Annotated in this window: 19 protein-coding genes; 7 read left to right on the top strand and 12 right to left on the bottom strand. The window is 54.4% G+C overall.

Annotated features, from left to right (window positions below; genetic code table 11):
- Positions 1–70: 70 nt before the first annotated feature.
- Positions 71–820: a hypothetical protein gene (locus HMPREF2609_RS01660; protein ID WP_070534669.1), complete on the bottom strand. Its 750-nt coding sequence runs from the start codon at positions 818–820 to the stop codon at positions 71–73.
- A 174-nt stretch (positions 821–994) separates the two neighbouring features.
- Complete coding sequence (gene fbaA / locus HMPREF2609_RS01655; protein ID WP_048755365.1) at positions 995–2,020, bottom strand: class II fructose-bisphosphate aldolase; 1,026 nt, start codon at positions 2,018–2,020, stop codon at positions 995–997.
- A gap of 207 nt (positions 2,021–2,227) precedes the next feature.
- On the opposite strand from fbaA, the gene HMPREF2609_RS01650 reads away from it, so the two are divergent.
- The 3 genes from HMPREF2609_RS01650 (at position 2,228) to HMPREF2609_RS01640 (ending at position 5,704) form a co-directional block, all read left to right on the top strand.
- The gene (locus HMPREF2609_RS01650) at positions 2,228–2,533 is read left to right on the top strand and encodes a hypothetical protein (protein WP_070534667.1); all 306 of its coding nucleotides are present in this window, start codon (positions 2,228–2,230) and stop codon (positions 2,531–2,533) included.
- A 371-nt stretch (positions 2,534–2,904) separates the two neighbouring features.
- Positions 2,905–4,488 (top strand): amino acid permease, encoded by a 1,584-nt coding sequence (locus HMPREF2609_RS01645; RefSeq protein ID WP_048753559.1) that lies wholly within the window; start codon positions 2,905–2,907, stop codon positions 4,486–4,488.
- Positions 4,489–4,663: 175 nt separating this feature from the next.
- Positions 4,664–5,704, top strand: coding sequence for an ornithine cyclodeaminase (locus HMPREF2609_RS01640; protein WP_070534665.1), 1,041 nt, complete (start codon positions 4,664–4,666; stop codon positions 5,702–5,704).
- Between the two features lie 106 nt (positions 5,705–5,810).
- On the opposite strand, the gene HMPREF2609_RS01635 is transcribed toward HMPREF2609_RS01640, so the two are convergent.
- The 6 genes from HMPREF2609_RS01635 to HMPREF2609_RS01610 form a co-directional block, all read right to left on the bottom strand.
- Positions 5,811–6,551 carry a TrmH family RNA methyltransferase gene (locus tag HMPREF2609_RS01635; protein ID WP_070534663.1) on the bottom strand — a complete coding sequence of 247 codons (741 nt, stop codon included), beginning with the start codon at positions 6,549–6,551 and terminating at the stop codon, positions 5,811–5,813.
- Between the two features lie 121 nt (positions 6,552–6,672).
- On the bottom strand, positions 6,673–7,254 hold the full coding sequence (gene pyrE / locus HMPREF2609_RS01630; protein ID WP_070534661.1) for an orotate phosphoribosyltransferase: 582 nt from the start codon (positions 7,252–7,254) through the stop codon (positions 6,673–6,675).
- A gap of 160 nt (positions 7,255–7,414) precedes the next feature.
- Positions 7,415–8,125 (bottom strand): C4-dicarboxylate ABC transporter permease, encoded by a 711-nt coding sequence (locus HMPREF2609_RS01625; protein WP_070534659.1) that lies wholly within the window; start codon positions 8,123–8,125, stop codon positions 7,415–7,417.
- Between the two features lie 197 nt (positions 8,126–8,322).
- Complete coding sequence (locus tag HMPREF2609_RS01620; protein ID WP_070534658.1) at positions 8,323–9,114, bottom strand: HAD-IIB family hydrolase; 792 nt, start codon at positions 9,112–9,114, stop codon at positions 8,323–8,325.
- A complete protein-coding gene (locus HMPREF2609_RS01615) occupies positions 9,111–10,616 on the bottom strand; it encodes an anthranilate synthase component I family protein (RefSeq protein WP_070534656.1) in 1,506 nt (501 codons plus the stop codon). The genes HMPREF2609_RS01620 and HMPREF2609_RS01615 overlap by 4 nt, the downstream gene beginning before the upstream one ends.
- Positions 10,617–10,793: 177 nt before the next feature.
- The gene (locus tag HMPREF2609_RS01610) at positions 10,794–11,126 is read right to left on the bottom strand and encodes a rhodanese-like domain-containing protein (protein ID WP_070450675.1); all 333 of its coding nucleotides are present in this window, start codon (positions 11,124–11,126) and stop codon (positions 10,794–10,796) included.
- A gap of 244 nt (positions 11,127–11,370) precedes the next feature.
- On the opposite strand from HMPREF2609_RS01610, the gene HMPREF2609_RS01605 reads away from it, so the two are divergent.
- Positions 11,371–12,825: a peptide MFS transporter gene (locus HMPREF2609_RS01605; RefSeq protein WP_070534654.1), complete on the top strand. Its 1,455-nt coding sequence runs from the start codon at positions 11,371–11,373 to the stop codon at positions 12,823–12,825.
- 143 nt (positions 12,826–12,968) lie between these two features.
- Here HMPREF2609_RS01605 and HMPREF2609_RS01600 read toward each other — a convergent pair whose 3' ends face one another.
- A complete protein-coding gene (locus tag HMPREF2609_RS01600; protein ID WP_048755371.1) occupies positions 12,969–14,165 on the bottom strand; it encodes a Fic family protein in 1,197 nt (398 codons plus the stop codon).
- Positions 14,166–14,699: 534 nt separating this feature from the next.
- On the opposite strand from HMPREF2609_RS01600, the gene HMPREF2609_RS01595 reads away from it, so the two are divergent.
- From HMPREF2609_RS01595 to HMPREF2609_RS01585, 3 genes are all read left to right on the top strand, one after another.
- Positions 14,700–15,224, top strand: a complete 525-nt coding sequence (locus HMPREF2609_RS01595; protein ID WP_004005853.1) for a DUF4242 domain-containing protein — start codon at positions 14,700–14,702, stop codon at positions 15,222–15,224.
- A 35-nt stretch (positions 15,225–15,259) separates the two neighbouring features.
- On the top strand, positions 15,260–16,342 hold the full coding sequence (locus HMPREF2609_RS01590) for an acyl-CoA dehydrogenase family protein (RefSeq protein ID WP_004005854.1): 1,083 nt from the start codon (positions 15,260–15,262) through the stop codon (positions 16,340–16,342).
- Positions 16,343–16,514: 172 nt separating this feature from the next.
- Positions 16,515–17,849, top strand: a complete 1,335-nt coding sequence (locus HMPREF2609_RS01585; protein WP_070534652.1) for a uracil-xanthine permease family protein — start codon at positions 16,515–16,517, stop codon at positions 17,847–17,849.
- A gap of 113 nt (positions 17,850–17,962) precedes the next feature.
- Here HMPREF2609_RS01585 and HMPREF2609_RS01580 read toward each other — a convergent pair whose 3' ends face one another.
- The 3 genes from HMPREF2609_RS01580 to HMPREF2609_RS11245 all read right to left on the bottom strand — a co-directional run bounded on the left by HMPREF2609_RS01580 (position 17,963) and on the right by HMPREF2609_RS11245 (position 19,809).
- The gene (locus HMPREF2609_RS01580; RefSeq protein WP_006888496.1) at positions 17,963–18,505 is read right to left on the bottom strand and encodes a hypothetical protein; all 543 of its coding nucleotides are present in this window, start codon (positions 18,503–18,505) and stop codon (positions 17,963–17,965) included.
- A gap of 686 nt (positions 18,506–19,191) precedes the next feature.
- Entirely contained in the window at positions 19,192–19,503 is a 312-nt protein-coding gene (locus tag HMPREF2609_RS10745) for a DUF6355 family natural product biosynthesis protein (RefSeq protein WP_141745251.1), read from the bottom strand.
- A gap of 15 nt (positions 19,504–19,518) precedes the next feature.
- A complete protein-coding gene (locus HMPREF2609_RS11245; protein ID WP_371326032.1) occupies positions 19,519–19,809 on the bottom strand; it encodes a DUF6355 family natural product biosynthesis protein in 291 nt (96 codons plus the stop codon).
- Between the last annotated feature and the right edge of the window lie 20 nt (positions 19,810–19,829).

The raw sequence follows: 19,829 nt of genomic DNA, 5'->3' as shown, positions 1-19,829 counted from the left end.
TGAGAGTGCCTCGGACTCCTTGAAGGAGTCCGAGGCACTCATGTATTTCACAACCTACGGAGTATAGAGACTAGATTAAGGGCGGCTCCGGCGGATTCTGAGTCTGTGCAGTCGGTGCCTGTGCTGGCGCTTCAGGGTTGTGCGGCATGACGGTCGGCGGTACAGAAGTATGTGGAGTCGCCGCGTAAACGGGCTGAGCTTGAGCCGTCTTCATTCTCTGGCGGCGAGAATATTCGCGAATTGTAATGACGATAAAGAATATGCACAGGGCTACGTCAATAATGTACAGTCCCCAATCTAAGTACGTTGAAGCTTTGGCATATTCAAAGAAAATATCTAAGCGCAGAAGATTCTCAATAAGTTTAGGTAGCGAGGGCAACTGGACGATTAAACCGAGGATATTCACGCCCAGAATATAGCCAAGCCCTTTGGACCGCAGGTATAGTACTACCGCGATAATCTGCATGATTTCGTAGACCGGATATCCAATAACCTGCGGTGCTTCGATAAAATTTTTGAAAGCAAACCACATATAATCATCAAGCATTATGGTAATAAGGATGTAGAAACTCCGTACACTAAACCATAAACTCGCCGCCATGATTATGATGCGCACCCCATACAGCCAACGGAACGGGAATTTAGGGTCTGCCGTCGTCACGGCTATGGACGCCTCCGTTTGGTTCGCAGCTCCCGGGTGCGCATACTGCCCCGGTACCGTCGAAGCCTGATCGTCGGAAGGCTGCGACGCCGTCCCAGGTTTTACCGCATCCCGCGGACTCTGTTCGACAAAGTTTTCTCTCGATGATTGCTCACTCATAAATTTAAAACTACCATGTACACCGTTCACGACGGCGACTATTTTCGCCGGATTCGCCCGGCAGACCTCTCACACACATACTAAAAAGGCTCTTTATTCCAATAAAGCGGTGGAAAACCCGCTTTATTGGAATAAAGAGCCTTCTGAAGCCGGGGCAAACCGGCTAAGAATTACCTACTTGTTCAGCGAGGTGCCTGCCGAGCCGAGCTGCTGGCAAGCCTCAACCACGCGAGCTGCCATGCCCTCTTCAGCCTTAGCGCCCCACACGCGGGGGTCGTATGCCTTCTTGTTGCCGACCTCGCCGTCAACCTTGAGCACGCCGTCATAGTTGGTGAACATGTGACCGGCGACCGGGCGAGTGAAAGCGTACTGGGTATCGGTATCAATGTTCATCTTGATCACACCGTAGGAAACCGCATCCGCAATCTCCTGAGCGGTCGAACCGGAACCACCGTGGAACACGAGCGAGAACGGCTTCTCCTTACCGTACTTAGCGCCGATCTCGTCCTGAATCTGCTTGAGCAGTTCGGGGCGCAGGTGCACGTTACCGGGCTTGTACACGCCGTGCACGTTACCGAAGGTCAGCGCCGCAATGTAGCGACCCTTCTCGCCCAGACCCAGAGCCTCAACGGTCTTCACCGCGTCATCAACAGTGGTGTACAGGGTGTCATCAATAGCGCCTTCAACGCCGTCTTCCTCGCCGCCGACGGCACCAATCTCAACCTCAAGCACAATCTTTGCCTTGTTGGTGCGCTCCAGAAGCTCAGCCGCAATTTTGAGGTTCTCGTCAAGATCAATAGCGGAACCATCCCACATATGGGAGTTAAAGATGGGGTCTTCGCCGCGCGCCACAGCCTTTTCAGACTCGGCGAGCAGGGGAAGAACAAAACCATCCAGCTTGTCCTTGGGGCAGTGGTCAGTGTGCAGCGCGATGTTCACGTCGTACTGCTTGGCGATCTCACGAGCGTATGCCGCGAATGCCAGGGAACCAGCGACCATATCCTTCTTCGATGCTCCCGACCAGTACGCTGCGCCACCAGTGGATGCCTGAACAATACCGTCAGAACCAGCCTCAGCGAAACCGCGAAGAGCGGCGTTGAGGGTCTGCGAGGAGGTGACGTTTACTGCCGGGTAGGCGAAGCCTTTTGCTTTCGCATTCTCCAGCATCTCTGCGTAGACTTCGGGGGTTGCAATAGCCATGCTGACTCCTTGACTAGGGTGCGGGAAAACGTAAATTCCCGTGGTTTTGTTGGCGCGTCTGAACGCCATCTACAGAGACTATTTTACCAAGGGGGTTAGGGTTTTCTGTAGACTGAAAGCGCCGGTTTTTCGGCTTATTTCGGGCTTTGATGAGGCATTTTAGCCCGTATTTGAGAGTCATTGTCATCATATTGAGGGGAACGCCGAATGGGTGAAAATAACCCTAAGAATGCACAGTTAACACGCCTGCACGAACGCCGCGCGGCGATTCAAGCCCGCATGGATGCGCACGTCATTGGAGGCGGACCCGTCGCCAAATCCCTCGCCCTTATTGAGCGGATGCGCGCCGAAGGTGCCACCGACCTTGAGATCGATACCGCTCTCGCCAAGAAGAAGCTCCCCTCCGTCATCGAGGTGGGGCGCAAATCTGCACTTCACGTGCCCGGCTGGTGGCTGCTGACCCGCCGCAAGAAGCGCCTCGACCGAAAGATTCACGCACTGGGCGGCAGCTAAACCCACGAAAAGCGAGCGCCGTCTCCTCATATCCTGCACACCCTACCTGTATAAATACACACATATTTTTCTGTGAGCCAGGGATAATTTTATGTTCCCTGCTATAGCAAGGAATAAACTGTATTTATTAAATTTCAATAACAATTTTCGGAATATTCCCGGCATCACAGCAGTACGTACATTATGCGTTGACGCGCATATTATCGGGGTGTGCTCCCCGTAACATTCTTATACTTGGTCTGCTATAGTCTTAAAAAACTCCATGCGGTTTCCGGGATTTACTATATATCCGCATGGAACAATACCGTATTGTGGCGCCTGAGAAGGTACACCATCGTTCCCGCTGGGCGCTGCAGGTCATAAGGAAAAATATGAGTCTCGATTCACCTAAAAAACCTATGACGCGACCAGACCACGAAGATGCCTTTGCTCATGAGCAGGAAGGCCTGCACAAGGGGCTAGGCGCTCGACAACTTCAAATGATTGCGATCGGTTCCGCTATCGGTACCGGTCTATTCTTGGGGACAGGCGGGCGCCTTGAAAAGGCCGGCCCTATGCTTGCAATCATTTTTGCCGTCTGCGGGTTCTTCGGCTATCTGATCCTGCGCGCACTGGGCGAGCTGATCCTGCACCGCCCCTCCTCTGGCTCGTTCGTCTCGTACACCCGCGAATTCTACGGCGAAAAGGCGGCGTTCGTCTCCGGCTGGCTGTACTGGCTCAACTGGGCCATGACAGCGGTGGCGGATGCGACCGCAATTGCTATCTACATCTCCTGGTTTGGGCGATATAACCAATTCTTTGCCGACCTACCACAATGGCTCACCGCCTTCATCGTGGTGATTGTGACCGTGTCCCTGAACCTAGTCTCGGTTAAGCTCTTCGGCGAGCTGGAGTTCTGGTTTGCACTCATCAAGATTCTGGCACTGCTGACCTTCATGGCGGTTGGTATTTGGTACCTCATCTTCGGACAGCCCATCAACGGCGTGCAGCCCGGTATTCCGCTGATTATGTCACATGACGGGCTCTTCCCGCAGGGTGTTCTTCCGGCGTTAATTGTTGTGCAGGGCGTTGTGTTCGCATACGCCGGTATCGAACTGGTGGGCACCACCTCCGGCGAAACAAAGGACGTCAAGAAGATTATTCCGCGCGCTATCAACGCTGTGGTGTGGCGCATTGCCATCTTCTACGTGGGTGCCGTAGTGCTGCTGTGCCTGCTCATGCCGTACACCGTCTACAGCGATGACGAGTCGCCCTTCGTAACCTTCTTCGACAATATTGGCGTGACCGCAAGTGCCCCAATCATGCAGCTGGTCGTGATTACCGCCGCCGCATCGTCGCTGAACGCAGGCCTGTATTCGACTGGTCGTATTCTGCATTCGATGGGTGTTGCCGGGTCTGCGCCGAAGTTCGCAACTAAGGTTTCTAAGTCCGGCGTTCCGGTGGCGGGTATTCTGCTAACCGGCGTGGTGGGGCTTTTCGGTGTGGTCCTGAATTTCATTGTTCCCGAACAGGCGTTTGAGGTCGTCCTCAATATTGCGGCCTTCGGTACGATGGCGTCCTGGGTTGCCATTTCGCTCTCACACCAGAAGTTCCTCAAGCTGGCCAAGGAAGGAAAGTACACACGCCCCGAATACCGTGCTCCCGGCGGGCGCTTTGCCGACTGGTCGGTTCTGACCTTCATGGCTATTGTTATTGTGCTGATGGCACTCGACTACCCCGTGGGCACATGGACTCTTATCTCGCTTCTTTTCGTGATTCCGCTGCTCATCATTGGTTGGTTTGTGGTGCGCGATCGCGTGAATGAGATTGCGCGTGTTCGTGAGGGCTTCACAGGCGCTGTTCCGGTGATTGCGGCTCCCCCGATGGCGCGCAAGCTCTCGAATGAGGGCGTGTACAAGAATTACTTCACGGAACTTGCCGAACACGACGATGATTCGGATGAGGATCGGAAGTAGCTTTTTACACACATTATTTTCCGGATATTGCACACACTACGCTGACATAATGTCATGCATATTGTCAGCGTATTCCGGGGAATATTATATACATCACAGTAATAATCTATACATTTGACTGCTGATATACTGATTCAGTATTTCATGTCAGCCTCTCACGACTAAGGAGATTATCGTGACCGACCACAGGGTTGAATTTGTTGATGTTGCATCCATGGCACAGTGGATTCAGCGTGACGGTGTTGGGAATATTATTGCCGGTATGGTGAATTTCTTGGAAGAAGATTTCAAGAAATGGCAGAGCTTCGATAAGATTCCGCGCGTGGCATCCCACACCCCCTTCGGCGTGATTGAGTTAATGCCGACCTCAGATAACATCATCTATTCCTTCAAGTACGTGAACGGGCACCCCTCGAACCCTGCACGCGGATACCAAACCGTGACCGCGTTCGGTCTGCTGGCTGATGTGGATAACGGCTACCCCGTCTTCCTCGCGGAGATGACCCTGCTGACCGCCCTTCGTACCGCCGCTGTTTCTGCCATGGTGGCTAAGCATCTGGCACGCAAGGATTCGCGGAAGATGGCGATGATCGGCACCGGCTCACAGTCTGAATTCCAGGCTCTTGGGATGCGCGCCGTCCTCGGCATCGAAGATCTTGCGGTGTACGATGTTGATCCCGCCGCTATCGAGAAGTTCCGCCGTAATCTGGAGCCGCTGGGGTTCAGGATTCATGCCGCATCCAGCGTGGACGAGGCCGTTGCAGACGCCGATATTATTACCACCTGCACCGCCGATAAACAGCAGGCAAAGGTGCTTCTAAATTCGCAGGTGAAACCCGGTGTGCATCTGAATGCTATTGGAGGCGACTGCCCCGGCAAGACCGAGCTGGAAAGCGAGATTTTGGATCGTTCGACCGTGTTCGTGGAGTTCCCGCCGCAGACCCGCATCGAGGGTGAAATTCAGCAGAAGGATCCGGACTTCCCCGTGGTGGAGTTCTGGAAGGTTCTGACCGGTGAGGAGCCCGGGCGCGTCTCGGATGAGCAGATTACTCTCTTCGATTCGGTGGGCTTTGCGATCGCCGACTTCTCGGCACTGCGCTATGCACGCGAGGCGACCCGGGGCACCGATCTGCAGCAGTTCATTGACCTGGTGGCAAACCCGGACGATCCGAAGGATCTTTTCTCGCTCGTGAACGTGAACGTTCCGGTGGGCTAGGGGTTCACTCCCCTACACAACACCGCGAGCAGGTGGTTTTTGGTCCGAGCAGGTAGGATTTTCCTACCTTTTCGGCAAAATCCTACCTGCTCGCGGTGTATTTGTTTTAAGGTTTCTGTCCGAAAACGTGGCGGCGCACCCAGGCGTGCATCGCGATCCCAGCGGCGGTTGCCGCGTTCATCGACCGGGTTGAGCCGAATTGTTCGATCGAGAGCGTATCGCGTGCGGCGGCGTGAATTTCTTCCGACAACCCTGGGCCTTCCTGCCCAAAGACCAGCACACAGTTCTTCGGCAGATCGTAGGTTTCAAGCGGCACCGAATCCGGAAAAATATCGATGCCGATAATGTCTAACCCCTCGCCCTGCGCCCACGCCACGAAGTCCTCAATCGTGGGGTGATGCCGCACATGCTGATACCGGTCGGTCACCATCGCACCGCGTCGGTTCCAGCGTTTCTTACCGATAATGTGCACTTCCTTCGCTAAAAAGGCGTTTGCGGTGCGCACCACGGTACCGATATTCAGATCGTGCTGCCAGTTCTCGATCGCGACGTGAAAATCATGGCGGCGCGTATCAAGGTCGGCGATAATCGCCTCCATGCTCCAGTAACGGTACTTATCCACCACATTGCGGCAGTCGCCCTCGCGCAGAAGCTGTTCATCCCAATGCTCGCCCTCAGGCCACTCGCCCTCCCAGGGGCCGACGCCAACCTCAAACCGGGGCGTTCCGAAAGCCTCGCTTTCGGGATACTCCTGCGGTGTATTCTGCGGCTCTGCAGACTCGTTCACGCAGGAATCCTGCCCGGAATCTGAGGGGTCAAGGGGGGTCTGATGGCTTGGGGAACTCATGGTTTCTTTCTGATGGCGCGTACATATAGTGCCGGATGCGCGGCGAAGGAATCTGGGGGCGTGCGGTGCGGCAAGGCCCGCACGCCGCTAACTACCGGCACGCGCGGGCATCTACAAAGCCCTAGTCGAGCCCTAAATCATCCTTGGAGTAGGCGTAGAAGCAGGGGACCCCGGCAACCTCTTCGATATGTTCTTTCGCCCCGGTTGCACGATCTACGATGACGGCGACGGCGACGACTTCGGCGCCCGCTGTGCGCAGTGCATCCACGGCGGTTAACGCGGACCCGCCGGTGGTGGAAGTATCTTCGACAGCAACCACACGGCGACCCTCAACGCTGGGCCCCTCAACTTGGCGACCCATCCCGTAGGACTTTTGCGCCTTACGCACCACAAATGAATCGATAGCGCGGTCCTGATCGCCCGCCGCGCGCATAATTGCGGAACCAACGGGGTCGGCGCCCATCGTTAGACCACCGGCGGCCTCAAACTCGATGCCGTTGCGATCGAGCAGATCTAGCATCACCTGACCGACCAGGCGCGACGCTTCGTGATGCAGGGTGATACGGCGCAAGTCGACGTAGTAGTCGGCTTCTTTCCCGGAGGCAAGAGTCACTTTACCGCGCACCACGGCAAGCTCGGAGATGAGCTGGCGCAGACGTTCGCGGGCTTCTTCGATGGGCAGGGTTTTGGAAAGTTTAGTCATATTTCAAGTTTAGCGGGTTACCCCGGGCACGGGCTGGCGGTGGGTGTCCAGGGCTATGCCTTAGGTGCCTTAGGGGTGCGTCCTGGATCTCTGCCGCGTAAAAAAGGCTCTTTATTCACATAAAGAGCCTTTTTAGCACCTACTGCCCTAAATATGCAGGTTAGTTCTGGTACGGCGCCTGGGGCTGAACGGGCTGTGTCTGTACGACTGTGGGCTGAGCCATCGGATTCTGTGCCAGACGGTACGCCTTGGAGTCACGCATAAACCTGTTGGTCCCGGGCAGCCACAAGAAAACAATCAGGGCAACGTTAGCAATAAACAACACCACGTAGATCACAATGAGCGTAGAAAGGGAAGACGTAAAACCGGGCGCGAGCGATGACCTCTCTTCATTCATGCCGCTCAAAGCCGCCGATGTGATAAACGTGTGCAAAACAATACCGGCAAGGGCCAAAACAGCAATAACGGTCATGACGATACGCGACCAGTTGTATCCTCGGTAGATGAAAACACCGAACAGGATGTACAGAATAATGCTGAGGAACAGCGGAAGAGAAATAAAGGACACAAACGATTCTAGAGTATTGTAGTTTCTGAGTGACTGCCCGCCATTCATCGCAGCCACAGTCTGCAGAGAGCTCATGGCAGACCTCATGGTACCGAACTCAACGAGGCGTAAGAGCGCGCACGCCAGACTGACTATAAAAGCGGTCATAGCCAACGCCGTAATTTTGGGGCGAGTGGCTGGTATTGAAGGTGCAGCGGCGTAAGCTGTCGGTGCGGGCTGCATCATAGGCTCTTGAGAAGAAGTTTGCTGAACAGACGGGGAATTCTGCGGTTTTTCTTGACCGGACGTAATGTTTTCACTCATCGGTGATACTCCTTCAAATATTGTGTGCGGAAAGATGGTTTTGTAAAACCACCTCTAGAGCATAGCCGAAATTATGTGAAATAGGGGTATTCTGCGATGATTCGTCGGATTTCAGACTGCACCGAACATGCCGCATAAAAAGAGCCTTGATAGTGAATAAAGCGTTAAAACCCGCTTTATATAAATAAAGAGCCTTTTTACAAGGCGGACGAGGAAGCGAGTGCGCGGATGGCGGCGGCGACCGCATCCGGATGCGGGTCCACCGTCAGATCTGCGAGCGGCAGCAAGGCTTCATGTGAGCCCACCGCGACCGCATACTGAGCACCCTCAAGCAGCCCTACATCGTTCATATCGTTGCCGAACGCGATATAGGGGTCGGGTTTTTCGTCCGGACGCGCGCCAAGCGCCTGCGGGAGAGCCGAAACTTTATGCACGCCCCCGGGTGCCAGGTCAATACTCGTGGTGGCATCCTGGTGCTTAGTCACATGCAGGTTTAGGCTCGCAATAGTCTCTTCAAGCTCGGCGTAAAGATGCGGATCATTGATGTCAAGCAGAATTATTTTGACCGGATTCTCCAAATCTTTCAAGGAAACTAGGCGGTCCGTTCCCTCAGGGTTTAGCCGTTCCACGAGCACATGCACATCGGGCAAATCAAAGGCGTAAGAATCCAGGGAATCCACGATATAGTGCAGCCCGTGACGTTCGATAAGGTCCCGAATTTTCGCATAACTATGCGTATCTAGGTGTTCCCGCGCCCGCAGCTGCCCGTCCCGATATAGCAGCGAACCGTTCGCGCCGATCAGCACCAACCCGCTATGCGCGCGCACATCATCAGAGAGCATGGGCAGAATATCTCGCACCGGTCGGGCGGAGGCAAAAACCACGCGGTGTCCCGCCCGCAGCAGCGTATAAATTTCGCGCTCAATGGCGGGCTCAATCACCATGCCGTTAAAGCTAGTGGTGCCGTCGATATCGAAGACAAAATTCATGATACCCCTGAGTTTTCTCGGTCGGTCGCGGCGACGCTCTGCTTACTCACACCTTTTTCAACGATGCGCCCCACACTCGGCGGAAGCGCCGCACGCAGTTTCGTCAGCATTTCTTCATACTCGGCGTTCGGGTCTGAATCGGCGACAATAGCGCCGCCGGCGGCGAGGGTTATAAGCCCGTTATCGTGCGCAACCAAGGTACGTATAACAATAGAGAGATTGGCACCGCCATCCGCCGAGAAGAATCCGAGAGCACCCGAGTATACGCCGCGGGGGCGCACCTCCAGATCCTCAATAATATTCATTGTTGAGGGCTTAGGCGCGCCGGTCATAGATCCGCCAGGGAAGCAGGCCGCGCTGGCATGCACCGCCGAAATTTCGGGTTTAAGGCGCGCAGTGACGGTCGAAACAAGCTGATGCACCGTTGCATAACTTTCCACACCCATGAGTACAGGAACCTGCACACTCGCGGGGTCACTCACCGTCGAGAGGTCGTTGCGCAAAAGATCGACGATCATCAGGTTCTCGGCGCGGGTTTTCGCATCGTGCTGCAGCCAGTGAGCCGCGGCGGCGTCATCCTGAGGATTCGCACCGCGCGGGCACGTCCCTTTAATCGGCTTCGTTTCGGCGTTTCCGTGCGTATCAACCATCAGAAAACGCTCAGGAGACGAAGAAAGCACAGAGAAATCGCCGCACCGCAAATAGGCGGCATAGGGTGCGGGATTGTGCCTGCGCTGAGTGCGGTACAGCTCAAAAAGCTGATCTGGCGTGAGAGGATGTTCTACCCGCGCGGTACTTTCGGCGCTCAGGCACACCTCATAACTATTCCCCTCGTAAATATGCCATTGTGCGCGCTCAATATCTGCGCAATAGCTTTCACAATCCGGGGCTTCAAAAAGCAGATGCTCCACATGCTGGATCAATGGTTTATCGCCACTAGGCGCGTTATTGCTCTGTGCCTCGTCGCGCAAAGAATCTTCCCGCGCCAATTCGCGCAAACGCGGCTCGATTTCCTCAATCCAGGGTTCGTCGCCAAGCAGCCACGCGCGGCGAGTTTCATGTTCATAGACCAGGTACCGCACGGCGGGCATCCAGAGAGAATCCGGGGTTTGTGCCGTGTGCCGGGGTGTGTATCCGATGCGCCCGGGGTGCAGGGCGGCGCGCGCCTCGTACCCGAAATAACCCACGTAACCACCGCGCAAACCTTCGGGCAGCTCGGCGATATTGTCGGGTTCAGCCATGCTGGCAAGCGCAGTGTCGAGGGCATCCCAAGGTGTCGGGTTTGTTGCCTCGCGTGCGTTTTCGATGCGCAACACAGCCGCCCAGTGCGGGACGACCCCTACATACGAGACGCGAGACATGGGCGATTCTTCTCGTGCAGAATCAAGCCAATAGGCGTACCGAGCACCCGCAGCGATCACGGGGTATGCAGCCTCGGGCGTTATCTCGAAGTCGAGGGCACGCACGTGCAGCGTTGGGTATTGATCGTGCTGAAGAATCACGTTTCCTATTGTAGAGTGCATTGCCGTCGGTCTTGAGCGGCGTGGTTTTGACCCGAATACAAAGGATGCGGCACCAGCAGCCATTTCGGGGGCTGGGGTGCCGCATCTTTATATGTCGTTTTGGCTATATACACTAGTTAAACCAGATATATTCCAAATTTTTAGGGTATAGCGTCATTAGTGAACGACGGCAGGTTCCTGCCCGTTTTCGCTTTCCATGGGCAGCTTTGCGGTGAACCAAGCACTTGTTCCGCCAGCAATATTTTTCGCCTGGTATCCGTTCTGGCGCAGGTATTCAGCCGCACGATTTGAGCGCCCACCACCGTGGCAGATTACATAGAATTCTTCATCTTTGCCGGGCAGCTCTGCAAGTCGTTCGGTCAGCGTTCCTAGGGTGATGTGCTGGGCGCCAGCAACGTGGCCGCCCTCCCATTCGTAGTCTTCGCGCACATCAATAATCTTGGCGCCGGCAGGAACATCGGCAGGGGTTACCTGGGGTACGTTATTCATGGATTCTCCTCTATAGTCTCGTGAGATACATTATCAACTCTACAAAATTTTGAGGCCATAAGGCACGCGCGCGTGCACGCAATACACCCCAGCCCCACCATTCGATATGAGATTTCATGCAGAGTAAATACGGAATTTATGCCTAATTTCTGCACAGTCTTCTGTATACATATGCACTTCATAGGTATAGACTAAGGAAATATAACCTAGAACACTTCTGGTCTGTGTATTCTTGGGAGGCTTTATGGTAGCCACACAACCAGCGGCGCAGAAGCCGCGAACATTCTTTGGGCATCCGCCGATGCTCGCCAATCTTTTCACCGTGGAAATGTGGGAACGGTTCTCATTCTATGGGATGCAGGCTCTTGCCCTCTACTACCTGTACTACACTATCGAAGACGGCGGATTAGGGATCCCCAAAGAAGCAGCCACCGGCGCTATAGGAGCGTATGGTGCAACCGTTTACCTCATGGCGATCCTCGGCGGTATTTTGGGCGACCGTGTTTTAGGCCCCGAACGTACCCTCTTTTATTCCGCTATCGGTATTATGGCGGGGCACATTGTTCTTGCCGTCATGCCCGGCGCAGCTGGCGTGATCACCGGTCTGCTTCTGGTCGCGATCGGTTCAGGGTGCCTCAAAAGCAGCGCATCGGTTCTGGTCGGCTCGCTCTACAGCAAAGACGACCCCAAACGCGAAGCGGGGTTCACGCTTTTCTATATCGGCATCAACATCGGTGCGCTTTTAGGCCCAGCACTAACCGGCTGGGGATGGGGTTGGCTAGGCTTCCACTTCGGCTTCGGGATCGCGGCTATCGGCATGGCGGCCGGGCTTATTCAGTATGCGCTCACCCGCAAGAACCTGCCAGAGTCGGTGCACGAGGTAACTGTTCCTTTCACCCCACGTCAGAACGGTATTCTAGCCGGTGTTCTGGCGGGTATAGCTCTCATAACATTCCTGCTGGTCATGATGGGCTGGATGACTACAGGCAACCTCGCCACGTGGGTGGTAAGCGCCGTCGGCATCGGGGCCATAGCTCTCTTTATTCAGTTGCTCACCGCCAAGAACGTAACCAACACCGAACGCTCGCGGGTATGGGCGTTCATTCCCCTCTGGATTGCCAACGCTATTTTCTGGGCGCTCTACCAGCAGCAGTTCACGGTCATTCCCATCTATTCTGAGGAGCGACTCGACTGGCATATTCTGGGAATGGATCTTCCTCCGACCCTCGTCAATTCCCTTGCCCCTATTTTCGTGATTCTTCTGGGGTCGGGGTTCGCCGCCATGTGGACGAAACTGGGCGATCGGCAGCCGCGCACAACCACCAAGTTCTCACTCGCGCTCGTGATTATCGGCCCGGCATACTGGGTTTTCCTCACGCAGGTGGGCGTCTCTCACGTGGCGGTCTACTGGATGGTTATCATCATGTTCATCTTCACTGTTGCCGAGCTTACGATTTCGCCCACGGGTATGGCGCTGACCACCAGGCTCGCGCCCGAAGCGTATAAGGTGAACATGATGGCGCTTTACTGGACCTCGCTGGCGATGGGTACCGCATTCGCGGGCTGGTGCGCGCAGTTCTACAGCCAAGACACTGAGGCTTCTTATTTTGTTTGGGTGGGTGCCGTTTCGGTTATTGCTGGTATTGTCCTCTTCCTCTGCCGTGCACCCATCCAGAAACTTATGCGCGATGTGAGGTAGTATTCCGTTTTAGGCATATATAGCGGTGGGTGCATCTTCAACACTAGAAGATGCACCCACCAGTTTTAATTTCTGTGGTTTGACTTGGGTATATGCCGCCTACGTTATATTCCAGGAGGGGTATAGAGCCTCTCACAACATGATTATTCAGCCTGGATGCGCCGCCCGGCACGCGCCGCGAATGCATCAAGCGCATCGTTAAGGTGAGGAACCGTCCATACGCGCTGACCCGCAACAAAGGTTTTCTCACGGCGTATCACCCCCGCTTTCTCAAGGGTTGCGATAATGCGGTATATCGTTGCCGGTGCCACAGACGTATTCTGCTCCACCATCTGTACCGTAAAAGCCGGTTCGGTGCAGCAAAAATCGGCGACCGCCTTCAAAGCGGATGTTGTTCGACGTGCTGTTCCCAGAATTTTATCGCGCAATCCGGAGATATCCTCTGCCAGAATACGAGCGTTCTCGACGGCAGCATTTGAAGCTTGAATAAAGCACCGGATCATAGGCTCTATATCTCCAGCGCGGTATGCGGTAAGCGCCGCAATATAGTCTGCGACGTCATGCAGAAGCCCCGAAGAAATTGGCAGCACAACATGTTCGGTGACTCCACGTGCCATGAGCAAAGCCGAAATAAGTGCCCGACCGGTACGCCCATTCCCATCAGTAAAAGGGTGAATAGTCTCAAATTGTGCATGAGCGATGGCAGCCTGCACCAGCGGGTCAAGATCACGACGCGCCATAAATTCAACGAGGTCATTCATGGCGGCGGGTACTAGCTTCCAGTGCGGTGCCACATAATCTGCTGTTACAGGCGACTGCCCGCCAACCCACACCCACTGTTGGCGGAACTTCCCGGCGTCATCTAGGGTGCCAGCCGTCAGTTCATGGTGCATATGCACGATAGATTCAATGGTCAGGCTCTCTGCCGCCCCTAAAGCTGCCTGCATGGCGCGAACATTGCGTGCCACCAACTCGGCATTATGCCCCACGGCAGAGCTGGAAGCGCCCATCACCGCCAACGATAACCTACGTGCTGAAACCGTCAGGTTTTCAATCTGCGAACTTGATGCCGATTCACCCCGCAAAAGCACCGCTGCAAATGGCACACCACCTAACGCCGCATGCTGCTCGTCGAAGCGAGTAATCGTGCGAGTGCAGTCCTGCACCAGAGTATGTAGCTGCGGGGAAAGCTGAGGTGTTTGTTCGGCGATGCGCGGTGTAACGGCACTTTTAAACTCGCCAGTGTTCCGCCGACGAGCACGATGGGATGCGAGTGGGTCACGATGCTGCCACAGAGCCTGCTGTTCCCAATCGAGAGAAGCCCATGAGATGGCTGGCATATCCCACGCTCCTTTCTGCTGCATGATAGGGAATGCCCTAAAAAATGAGGTAAGTACGGGCAGTTAATGAGAATTTGGACCTCTATTTTCTCATTAAGAATGCTATTGAGAAAATAGAGGTCTCATTTCTCGCTAGGGCAAGCTACTGCACGCTATTCAGTCAGCAGGGGCATAAGGGCAGAATAAACCCCTCGTCAGCAGATCTGACAAAACACGTATTTTCACTAGTCAGATAGTAAATAGAGGCATTCTACGCTACCAAAAGTCAGGTTTTGCTCGCTGCGCATCCTAACCCTCAGGATCTTAAACCCGCCCTGAACATTAGACGCCGTATAAATATTCCCGTCACCGCTGTAACATGACGTTTTGTGTCTCCGCATTACTTCATGTGACGGGTGAAGGGTTCTTAAATCTTCGTTTTAGGACTCATAGCGAAAAACATTATGCGCCGCGCCCGCGACCGGTTTAGGGTATATGCCAGACCCGCCGCACAGGCAGGTAGAAGACAACGTTCCATCTAAGGAGAAAACAGACATGGCACTGTACCTGATCGAGCTGACCCCAGCAACCGCATCCAAGGACGAGGCAACCGCACTCATCGAAACCGTTTCCAACTCCCTGAGCGAAGGCGCGGAGCTCATCGAAACTCAGGTTTCCGCCGATCACAAGCTGATCTTCGCCATCATCGAATCTGAAAACACCGCGTTCGCACCCGCCCTCACTGCGGCTATTGGCGAGCGCGCATCCGTGGTTGGCCCCGACGAGGTTCGCTTGGTGGGCGCAGAACTCGACGACATCAAGAAGCTCAAGAAAGATGCAGACTACCTGGTCGAGTGGGATATTCCCGCCGAAATCACGATGGAGCAGTACCTGACCCGCAAGAAGGCGAACGCGCCCAAATACGCCGAGGTGCCCGAGGTTTCCTTCCTGCGCACCTATGTGCGTGAGGATACCGCTAAGTGCCTGTGCTTCTACGACGCCCCCGATGAGGATGCGGTACTTCGCGCCCGCAAAGCCGTGAGCACCCCTATCGACCGTCTCTTCAAGCTACACGCATAAGCACACCTGCACATTGCATATAGGAGCTCTCTACCATGTCTGAATTCACTCTTGAACCTCTTGAGGATTATCCTCAGCGCGAGCGCGTGCTTGCGCTTGCCGCCGAACACGCTGATGCCGTCGATGCCGGTGAGCGTTCCCCGTTTGAGAATCTGCGCGAGATTGCGAAGGATGGTCTGCTAACTCTGGGGCGCACCGGGTCTTTGCTTCCGCAGGTTTCGGTTGCTTTTGACCTTGCTTCGCAGGATGCGACAACCGGGTTCTCGCTGTGGGCTCATCGTTCTACGATTGCGTTCTTTGATGCGGTGAACCGTGAGCTGCCCGAGGGTTTGGCTGAGGCCACGACGAGCGGTACAAGCGCGATGGCGGCGGCGTATAAGGAGGCTTCGGGGCTTGCGCCGATCAAGGTTTTGGGCACTTTGGTAGAGGGCGGTGTGAAGCTCAACGGCACGGTGTCGTGGGCTTCTAACCTGTACCCGGGCGGCGTGATTGTGCTGCCGGTAGCTGTGCAGAATGCGCAGGAGGGGCATCCGAACCGGTATATTGTGACGGTTCGCCAGGATGCTCCGGGGTTGAAGGTTGTATATCACCGTAACCTGCTGGCACTCAACGGAACCGAGTCTGGCACGATCATTTTTGAGGATGTTTTTGTGCCGACCGAGGATATTCTGACCGATAATTTTGAGGGTTTCCTCAACGATGTGACCGCGCCGTTCTTGCTGGTGCAGTCCGCGTTCTGCTTGGGTCTTGCCGCCGGTGCGCTGGTAGAGGCTTCGAAGCATCTTGAGGCATCGCAGGGTATTTTTAGTTCTGAGTTCCCGCTGATTGTGGGCGAGTACGAGAGTTTGCGCGATGAGCTGGTGCGTTTGGCGCGTGAGCCGCAGCGTGCCGAGCGTCGCGATTTGTTGAGCCTGCGCCTGGGTGTTTCGCATCTGGCAACGATTGCTACGCATTTTGAATTGCAGGTTGTTGGAGGCGCCGGTTACGTTGCTTCCTCGCCGACTGCGCGGCGTTTGCGTGAGGCTTCGTTCCTGCCGGTGCAGTCGCCGACTGAGGGACATCTGCGTTTCGAGCTCTCGAAGTATGACCACTTAGAGGATTTGCAGGCGGCACTGTAGCGGCAACCTGCCACCGCCTCCCCCAACCCTAAAAAGGCTCTTTATTTGAATAAAGCGGCAAAAAACACTCTTTATTCAAATAAAGAGCCTTTTTACAATGCGCACACCAGGCTCAACAGGTGTAGAATTACTGGGAATTTTGTCCTCACCTTCACCTGGAGAATCGCATCCCATGAGCACACAGAAATCCGGTTTCGGTTGGCGTCTGCACGGCGACGGCAGAAGCATTAAACCCGGCTCGGTCGTGGCGCCGAGCGAACGCCTCGCCTGGCCTATTACGATCGGCATCGGCGCCCAGCATGTGGTGGCGATGTTCGGCGCAACCTTCCTCGTCCCGCTGCTGACCGGGTTCCCGCCCGCAACCACGCTGTTCTTCTCGGGTGTGGGCACTGTCTTGTTCCTGCTCATCACACGCGGGCGTGTGCCTTCTTATCTGGGCTCTTCCTTTGCATTTATCGCACCTCTGGCGGCGGCGACGAACCAGCACGGTCCGGCGGGTGCGCTCGGCGGTATCGTCATGGCGGGTCTGTCGCTCTTCCTGGTGGGCGTTATTGTGCAGTTTGCGGGTACCGGCTGGCTGACGAAGCTCATGCCGCCCGTGGTGACCGGCGCGATCGTGGCGCTCATCGGCTTCAACCTGGCACCGAGTGCGAAAGCGAACTTCATGAAGGCGCCCATCACCGCGCTCGTAACCCTTATCTCGATTATCCTGATTTCGGTGCTGTTCAAGGGTATTATTGGTCGCCTCTCGATTCTGTTGGGCGTGATCATCGGGTATGTGACTGCGGTTGTGCGCGGCGAGGTAGACTTCTCGACCATCGAAAAGACCGTGCAGCAGCAGGGCATCATCGGACTGCCGCATTTTCAGAACCCCGAGTTCCACTGGGAGCTTGCCGGGCTGTTTATTCCCGTGATTCTGGTGCTGGTTGCCGAGAACATTGGGCACGTGAAGTCGGTGGCGCTCATGACGGGCGAGAACCTGGATGAATACTCGGGTCGCGCGCTCATGGCAGACGGTTTAGCGACCACTGTCGCCGGTTTTGGCGGCGGTTCCGGTACGACCACCTACGCCGAGAATATCGGTGTTATGGCGGCAACCAAGGTGTATTCGACGGCGGCATACTGGGTGGCCGCGATTTTCGCGATCGCTCTCTCGCTTTTCCCGGCGTTCGGCGCGGCGATTGCGACCGTCCCGGCGGGTGTTCTTGGAGGTGCCGCAACCGTGCTGTACGGCATGATCGGGATGCTCGGCGTGCGCATTTGGAGCGAGAACCGCGTGGATTTCTCAAACCAGATTAACCTGACGACCGCCGCTGTTGCACTGATTGTGGGCATCGCAGATTACACCTGGGAGTTCTCGGGCTTGTCGTTCGCGGGTATTGCACTCGGCACGGCGGCGACCTTGATTGTGTTCCACCTGATGACGTTCATCGCCAAACGCACTAGGGCGGCGGGCGACCCGCTGGAACCCTTCACTGACAGGGACCACGACGAGCTGGGACACTAACTGCTGGGCTTGCCCACAATCCCTTGAGTTCCGGGAGCGTTTTCTTCATTCGGGAGCGGTTAAAGTGCTCCCGAATGAAGAAAACGCTCCCGCTTTTGTCCCATCAAGAAATATCAGTAGTTTGCCCTCCGGTTAGCAGCGTCCTCATGAGCATGAGCAACAACGAGCTTGAAGTTCTCTTCGGAGTCCTTCATGTACTCAACTGCGGGGCGATTATCGTAGAATTTCGACGGACGAGCAAGCCAAAAAGCTACACCCCACTCGGTAAGACCGCTATCTAACAATATTTTAATAACCTGCCGAACCTGCGGATCCACTGCCCCGTCTTTGAACTGAAAAACCGGATATCCGTTACGCCCCGCCTTGTTTTTGAGGCGCAGGATATTGTTCTTGCGCACCCTATCGTTGAGGGCCTGCAGACTGATGCCGCCAAGGTATTCGCGGGTGCTGCGGCTGTCTTTCACCTTGCCAATATATTTCCCAGACCCCCGCGCACCCTTGCGCACTTCAACCGTATGCGAGAGCGCGTTCGAGAGCTCCTGCATAGACTCGGCAGTGGGAGTGATTTCACCCCGATCGATCTGTTCACGGATGCGCCGCTCAGTATCGTGCAGAACACCTGTGATGAACTCTTCGGTCGCTAAACTCTTAGGCATGATGCACTCCTTCCCTTGTACACACCACCCTATCAGCTTTATATGGCTTTATAAAGCTGATAGGTGCAAGAATTCTTGCACTCGGCAATGTTAGAGTGGGAAAGATGAAGACGAAATCGAACTACCTCATGACCCTACTCATTATTATGTGCGGATTGGATCTTCTCGACTGGAACATAAATATCCCTGAATACGTAACAGTTCCGACAGTTCTCATCATCTTCATTCTTGTCTTTGCAAAAATTGTATACGACTTCTGTGTTACTAAAAAAAATAGCTCTTAACCGTGCGTACCCTATAGATTTTCAGACTTCAAGTTCTTATCAAGAATTTGGTAACTTGCGCTTAGAGCCACCCCTTGAATCATAATAAGCATAATGAAAAACAACTTAACTGTCTAGAAGTAAGCGTGATTGCCTAGTTAGAATAATTAAATTAATACAGAACTTTACCCTGCACTCATTAGCCACACTCCCATCAACCGTCTGAAAATATTTTGAGTACAATCATCTACTCTGATACCAAGCAGTAATGAGACTGCCACTTCAAATTTTTCGCTTTAGATTATATAATGTATCCTTTAATGATTAAATAGTTAAGAATGTATTGGCGGAGGTAAAATATTACCCCCGCCAATACTCGATTGCTTAAGCTTTAACATGGAACCGCAAAATTACGGTATACGATTAGCACGGATCCGTAGCATACGCGAAAGTTATAGCACCAATGGCAGGATCTGCAAATAGCCTGGTTTCTCCAGGAGTAACACATATATCCCGTTCAGCATATGTATGTTGAACCTTAACACCCATATTGCCATCACCACAGTGGTTATAAGTTCCGGCTTCAGCATATTCATCCGGAAACCACCACGTTTCATCGGCGGTCCATCCACACGGGGACGCCGCATGAGCCGGAGCAGCAGAAACAAAACCTGATATTGCAAAAAATGTAGAAGTGATCAGAGCCGCAGCAAATATTTTGGACATACTCTTCATGAGAAATAAAGCCTCCTAACATGAGCCTATTGCGTATGCATTAGAAATTTTCTTATGCATACTCGTGAACCCAAGACGTGTGTCACCCGGCTGAAGACAAAGCTCTTCCCCTCCTTGTGCTGTATCCACGTGGACTTTAACATTGGAGCCGTCATTAGTACAGTGCCCATAGTGTGCAATTTCTCGCTTGCCTCCGAATGGATCTACATCGAAAAAGCCAAAAATTGACAAATGCGCCCACGAGTCATGCTCTTCCCACTCAGTAAAGTACCCACAAGGATGAGAATGTGCTGGTGGCGAAAGCACCACAAGTACACCGCCAGCTA

This window comes from Rothia sp. HMSC058E10, assembly GCF_001809415.1.
Classification (GTDB): Bacteria; Actinomycetota; Actinomycetes; order Actinomycetales; family Micrococcaceae; genus Rothia; species Rothia dentocariosa.
The sequence above is the reverse complement of the archived record's forward strand: the minus strand, read 5'-3'. Positions and strand labels throughout refer to the sequence as shown.

Coding starts and splice junctions, on each gene's coding strand:
- HMPREF2609_RS01585 (WP_070534652.1), top strand. CDS start 16,515: ATGAGCACACAGAAATCCGGTTTCGGTTGGCGTCTGCACGGCGACGGC.
- fbaA (WP_048755365.1), bottom strand. CDS start 2,020: ATGGCTATTGCAACCCCCGAAGTCTACGCAGAGATGCTGGAGAATGCG.
- HMPREF2609_RS01595 (WP_004005853.1), top strand. CDS start 14,700: ATGGCACTGTACCTGATCGAGCTGACCCCAGCAACCGCATCCAAGGAC.
- HMPREF2609_RS01650 (WP_070534667.1), top strand. CDS start 2,228: ATGGGTGAAAATAACCCTAAGAATGCACAGTTAACACGCCTGCACGAA.
- HMPREF2609_RS01590 (WP_004005854.1), top strand. CDS start 15,260: ATGTCTGAATTCACTCTTGAACCTCTTGAGGATTATCCTCAGCGCGAG.
- pyrE (WP_070534661.1), bottom strand. CDS start 7,254: ATGACTAAACTTTCCAAAACCCTGCCCATCGAAGAAGCCCGCGAACGT.
- HMPREF2609_RS01610 (WP_070450675.1), bottom strand. CDS start 11,126: ATGAATAACGTACCCCAGGTAACCCCTGCCGATGTTCCTGCCGGCGCC.
- HMPREF2609_RS01635 (WP_070534663.1), bottom strand. CDS start 6,551: ATGAGTTCCCCAAGCCATCAGACCCCCCTTGACCCCTCAGATTCCGGG.
- HMPREF2609_RS01605 (WP_070534654.1), top strand. CDS start 11,371: ATGGTAGCCACACAACCAGCGGCGCAGAAGCCGCGAACATTCTTTGGG.
- HMPREF2609_RS01580 (WP_006888496.1), bottom strand. CDS start 18,505: ATGCCTAAGAGTTTAGCGACCGAAGAGTTCATCACAGGTGTTCTGCAC.
- HMPREF2609_RS01645 (WP_048753559.1), top strand. CDS start 2,905: ATGAGTCTCGATTCACCTAAAAAACCTATGACGCGACCAGACCACGAA.
- HMPREF2609_RS01660 (WP_070534669.1), bottom strand. CDS start 820: ATGAGTGAGCAATCATCGAGAGAAAACTTTGTCGAACAGAGTCCGCGG.
- HMPREF2609_RS01620 (WP_070534658.1), bottom strand. CDS start 9,114: ATGAATTTTGTCTTCGATATCGACGGCACCACTAGCTTTAACGGCATG.
- HMPREF2609_RS10745 (WP_141745251.1), bottom strand. CDS start 19,503: ATGAAGAGTATGTCCAAAATATTTGCTGCGGCTCTGATCACTTCTACA.
- HMPREF2609_RS01600 (WP_048755371.1), bottom strand. CDS start 14,165: ATGCCAGCCATCTCATGGGCTTCTCTCGATTGGGAACAGCAGGCTCTG.
- HMPREF2609_RS01625 (WP_070534659.1), bottom strand. CDS start 8,125: ATGAGTGAAAACATTACGTCCGGTCAAGAAAAACCGCAGAATTCCCCG.